We start from the raw sequence: 4840 nt of genomic DNA, 5'->3' as shown, positions 1-4840 counted from the left end.
ACAATGATTTTTATGATAGTCGTCAATATAGGTTACTGAAAGCTCACAGTCATAATCTGGTAACTCAAAGACTAAATTCATGATGTTATCCATTTCTGCTTGATGGATGACTTCCTCTAACTCCGTACATTCTATGATACTTTTGCTATGTAATATTTTCATGTTCTTCTTCCTCTTCAATCATTCTAAAGATTTTGGCAATGGCTTCAATAACTGTAACAGTTACACTATTACCTGCTTGTTTATATAATTGACTTTTACTTGATACACTTTCTGCTTTTTCGTAAGCCCAATCAGGAAATCCTTGAAGTCTGAAACACTCTCTAGGTGTTAAGCGTCTAATTCTTAAACGATAGAGCTTACCTTCTAGAACAAGACCAGTCCCTTCATACCACTTATCCTTACGATACTCTAGAGCAGCAACTACTACTCCCATATTGTCAGAAGTGGTTAAGGTATTGGCGACACCTTTTCCTACTCGCCCTCTCCTTTTGGTAGACTCTGGGTAAGCAAGGTTGACAGAGTCTCCCACAGTTGCCATAGCATAGCCTAGCTTAGTCGCTTCTTTGATTTTCAAATGCGGAACCTCTTCACGACAAAGAATTTTTGGAACTTTATCACCACCCTGCATCGTGGTCAATGTTGGTGATACACCTGAAAGGTCATAGACTCGTCCATTTTGCACAAAAGACGTTGGTAAGGTGCCTGCGACGACCACACCATGTTTATCTTGGCTAGTTAAGGTAAACATAGGCTCTTGATTGTCCTTAAAGCGTCTGCCATGTTGGCGTTTTTCTAACCTATCTGGGGTTAATACTGGAATGGCAATTTTAGTTCCTTCCCCTTTTCCTCTGGTTAAGGTTGGTGCCAGCCCACTTGATAAATAGACTTTTCCATTCATCCCGTTACCTGATGGATTGACATTGCCTAATCGCTCAAGACCAGTTGAGCTACTTTCTCTTCCGAGAGGAAATAGGAATCGGGGACGGTATCTTCTAGAATGTCCGATAATAAAGATCCTTTCTCGGTTTTGCGGGACTTGAAAATTTTTACTGTTAAGCACTTGCCATTCGACATCATACCCCAACTCATCCAATGTAGTGAGGATTGTTCGAAATGTCTCTCCCTTGTTGTGACTGAGTAAGCCTTTGACGTTTTCCAAGAATAGAAAACGTGGTTGGATCTGTTTGGCCGCTCGAGCAATCTCAAAGAACAGAGTTCCTCTAGTATCCTCAAATCCCAGTCGTCTACCTGCGAGTGAAAATGCTTGGCAAGGGAATCCCCCACAGATGATGTCCACTTGCCCTCTAAGTTGTTTAAAGTCTTGGTCTGTGACTTGTCTAATGTCATGAAATTCTATTTCTCCTTCGGTCTCATAAATGGCCTTGTAAGATTTCCTCGCAAACTTATCAATCTCACAAAAGCCAATACACTCATGACCCTGATTAGTTAAACCCAATCGAAAGCCTCCAATTCCTGCAAACAAATCTAAAAACTTCATGTCTCTCATTCCTTTCTGCAAAAATAAAAGGACATTACTTCTTGCGCAACGTCCTTACTTAACAATGATCTTCCTTTTCTGGGGCAGTGATGACCTCAATAATGATCCAAATCATTCCTAGTCCCAAAATCCACCAAAACATCTTACTCACCCCCTTTTAGTTCTTTTAAGCGTTGTCCCTTGGTCCATTCGGATAAGACACCATTAAATACGTATTCCGCTATCGTTTCTGATCTATCCGCAAACCTCATATTCTCTAAAGCGTACTGATAACGATGATCAAAATAAATCATGGCATAATCACTAGCGGCAGGTGATAGACCTACTTGTCTCAACTGGTCATGTACCAAGCCCCAAATGTAATCTCTGTCGTATCTTGTGACTCGGTCTACTTTACGTTGGAAATTGTCATTGTCACTTTTCTTACTTGTTAGACGTTCTTTCTCCTCTTAGTCCTCAATGACTGACTCACTCTCTTTAGTTTCACTATTATTAGTCTCACTAACTTCAGTCTCACTAGTGGCTGAAGTTAAGACAGGCCCCGGCTGATTTTGACACCCCCCTAGTGTTTTTTGAACACTACCCCCGTTTGAATTTAAGACGGGGGTAGGTTCATGTTCTAACTCCCCCAAGTAAATCTTATTGGCCATTCGTCCTTTTTCACTGGAAGACTGTTGAACTTCATCAATCAAACCATACTCTCGTAAGGTTTTCTTAATCGTCAGTAATTTTGACTTGGAACAGCCAAGCAGTGCCATGAGTTTTGAGTTGGAATAGACCAGATAAATAGCTCCATCTTCATCTATCCACCCTCTACTTAATGACAATTCCAAGCGATCTTTTAGAACAGCATAAGCTACCTTAACCTCTAGTTTCATTTCGCTATAACGCTCACTTTCAAACAATAGTTTTGGAAGTTTATAATAGCGTTCTGATGTTTGATATTGATTTGCAGTAATACGTTTCATGATTATCCCTCCAGTACTAATAAACCAACATTTCCAAACTCATCAAATTTAACTAAGCCTTCTTCCTCCATTTCATTAACTATCCGTGTTGCTTTCTCAATATCAATTTTCATAATAGCCATAAGTTGACACATTACAATTTGTCGTGACGACTTTTCGTACTTATACATGATTTCCTCCTGAAAATAAAAAAGCGAGAACACTTAGTAAAATGTTCTCGCTAAATTTTAGGCACCAAACTAGGCACCAAAAATTAGTTATTTTTGCGTATTATTGCTAAACACTATAATTATTCTACAAAATTATAAAACAGTAAAAACCTTGATAAATCAAGGTTTTTGGGCTATATTTTCTAGTTTTTGATTTAGCAATTTCACTTAGCTTCCATTCAATGTTTCTTGTGCATTAAGCATACCCAAGACATTAGCTCTCTTAAGCAAATTTATATCATCTAGTTGATGTTCTAAAGCAGACGCGATTCCTGCAACCGTTGCATCCCCTGAACCAACTGGATTAATAACTTCTATTTTTGGAATCGTCACTTGATAGTAGTGATTCCCATGTTTAGCAAAAGCTCCCCTAGCACCTAAAGAAACAATAACCCAATCAATTCCTCTAAAAATATCTTGCTGTAAGGTAGATTTTAGTTCGTCTAAACTATAGCTAATTGGCTTTCCAATTAATTGTGTTAATTCTTCAAGGTTAGGTTTAATGACGGTCGGCTTAGCACTAGATTTTAAAACCGAACGTAATGCTTCTCCTGAACAGTCTAAAACAACTTTCTTATTAAAGTGATTCGCTAGGGAGATTAACCTAGCATAATAATCTGAGGGGAGTCCCTTTGGTAAATTTCCTGATACTGTTATGATAGTTGCAGCATCAAAGATAAGTTTTAGATGATTCAAAAAGGCGTCTGCTTCATCTTTAGTAATATGTGGACCTTTTTCTAGAATTTCAGTCTGCTGACCCTCATGTAAAACTGCAATACAATGACGTGTTTCTCCACCAATACTTAAAAATTGGTGTCTGATTTCCAATGCATCTAAGCCACTTCGGATGAAATCTCCAAAATGCCCCCCTAATAGACCAGTTGCCACTACATTATCGCCAAGTTGAGAAAGAACACGAGTCACATTTAACCCCTTACCCCCAGGTGTTTTGGAGACGTCGGTAACTCGATTTACAGTATCCATGTTAAAGTTTTCTAAGCAGTACGAAATATCAATAGAAGGGTTCAAAGTTACTGTTAAAATCATAGATATCTCCTTAGTCGTGATATTCACCACGATTCCATTTATCTAAGAACTCTGTGAAAAAGTCATTCTCTTCTTGATGGGCATTATGAGTCTCAACCTCGGCTATCTTTTCAATTAATACTTTGTTTTCTTTTGTTGGTTTATATTTAGCTCTTATAAACGCCTCGATGATATCTGTCATTAACAGCCCACCAGTAATTTTCCCACCAAATCCGATAACGTTAGCATTTAATTCTTCTTTAGCATAGATAGCTGATGTCAAATCACGTACCAGAGCTGAGCGAATTCCTGGAACTTTATTAACAGCATTATTAATACCAACTCCAGTTCCACAAATACATACACCTAAGTCGGCTTTTCCACTAGCGACAGCTTCTCCTACTTTCTTACCATAAATAGGATAGTGAGTACGGATGTTATCATAAGTTCCACAATCAATAACCTCATACCCTTTTGTTTTTAAATAATCCACAACTGCAATTTTGTCATAAGTTACAATATGATCACAACCGACCGCAATTTTCATCTGCTTTACCTCTCTTACGCTTAGCACATTTTATTCAACATATCGACCCGAATTTGATGACGACCTGCATCGTAAGTCCCATCAACAAAACCCTCTACTATATGTTTAGCAACTCCTGGACCAACAATCTCTGAACCTAAAGTAATCATCCTAGCGTTATTATGAGCTCTAGTCATATAAGCTGAACGTTCATCTGAAACTTCTGCTGCAATTATCCCCTTAACCTTAGTGGCTACCATAAAAGGACCAACACCGTAAGCATCAACCATTATTCCTAAGTTATCTTCTTTTTGATTCACTTTAGCAACGATTGCTAAGGTATTATCAACGAAATCTTTGCTAGTATCCGTTAAATCAATGATTTCCTTACCTAAACTTGTAAGGTGTTGTCTAATCACTTCCTTAAGTTCAACACCATGCGCATCCGCTCCAATAATAATTGTCATTTCTTTCTCCTTATTTCACTTTTAATACAATTGTATGTAGTTGGAAGATATTGTTTGTTTTTGTTTGTAATATCATCATATATCTTATTTTTGTTTTTGTTAATGTTTTGTTTTGTTTTTGTTTGAAATGAACAAAAAAACTG

5 protein-coding genes and 1 pseudogene are annotated in these 4840 nt (G+C 37.8%); all 6 read right to left on the bottom strand.

Going from position 1 to position 4840, the window contains the following annotated elements:
• Positions 1 to 145: 145 nt before the first annotated feature.
• The 6 genes and pseudogenes from dcm to lacA all read right to left on the bottom strand — a co-directional run bounded on the left by dcm (position 146) and on the right by lacA (position 4697).
• A complete protein-coding gene (dcm, locus tag HMPREF9171_RS111635) occupies positions 146 to 1501 on the bottom strand; it encodes a DNA (cytosine-5-)-methyltransferase (protein WP_000670035.1) in 1356 nt (451 codons plus the stop codon).
• Positions 1502 to 1644: 143 nt separating this feature from the next.
• Positions 1645 to 2469 (bottom strand): annotated as a pseudogene (locus HMPREF9171_RS1000000113235) (replication initiator protein A).
• A 2-nt stretch (positions 2470 to 2471) separates the two neighbouring features.
• Positions 2472 to 2639 (bottom strand): hypothetical protein, encoded by a 168-nt coding sequence (locus tag HMPREF9171_RS1000000113230; protein ID WP_000280016.1) that lies wholly within the window; start codon positions 2637 to 2639, stop codon positions 2472 to 2474.
• A 207-nt stretch (positions 2640 to 2846) separates the two neighbouring features.
• Complete coding sequence (locus tag HMPREF9171_RS111650; RefSeq protein WP_000604239.1) at positions 2847 to 3725, bottom strand: tagatose-6-phosphate kinase; 879 nt, start codon at positions 3723 to 3725, stop codon at positions 2847 to 2849.
• A 10-nt stretch (positions 3726 to 3735) separates the two neighbouring features.
• The gene (gene lacB, locus HMPREF9171_RS111655; RefSeq protein WP_000686152.1) at positions 3736 to 4251 is read right to left on the bottom strand and encodes a galactose-6-phosphate isomerase subunit LacB; all 516 of its coding nucleotides are present in this window, start codon (positions 4249 to 4251) and stop codon (positions 3736 to 3738) included.
• Between the two features lie 20 nt (positions 4252 to 4271).
• Entirely contained in the window at positions 4272 to 4697 is a 426-nt protein-coding gene (gene lacA, locus HMPREF9171_RS111660; protein WP_000152526.1) for a galactose-6-phosphate isomerase subunit LacA, read from the bottom strand.
• Between the last annotated feature and the right edge of the window lie 143 nt (positions 4698 to 4840).

Source organism: Streptococcus agalactiae ATCC 13813 (assembly GCF_000186445.1).
Taxonomy (GTDB): domain Bacteria; phylum Bacillota; class Bacilli; order Lactobacillales; family Streptococcaceae; genus Streptococcus; species Streptococcus agalactiae.
The sequence above is the reverse complement of the archived record's forward strand: the minus strand, read 5'-3'. Positions and strand labels throughout refer to the sequence as shown.

Excerpts from the sequence above, each read along its gene's own strand:
- dcm (WP_000670035.1), bottom strand. The coding sequence starts at position 1,501 with ATGAAGTTTTTAGATTTGTTTGCAGGAATTGGAGGCTTTCGATTGGGT.
- HMPREF9171_RS1000000113230 (WP_000280016.1), bottom strand. The coding sequence starts at position 2,639 with ATGTATAAGTACGAAAAGTCGTCACGACAAATTGTAATGTGTCAACTT.
- HMPREF9171_RS111650 (WP_000604239.1), bottom strand. The coding sequence starts at position 3,725 with ATGATTTTAACAGTAACTTTGAACCCTTCTATTGATATTTCGTACTGC.
- lacB (WP_000686152.1), bottom strand. The coding sequence starts at position 4,251 with ATGAAAATTGCGGTCGGTTGTGATCATATTGTAACTTATGACAAAATT.
- lacA (WP_000152526.1), bottom strand. The coding sequence starts at position 4,697 with ATGACAATTATTATTGGAGCGGATGCGCATGGTGTTGAACTTAAGGAA.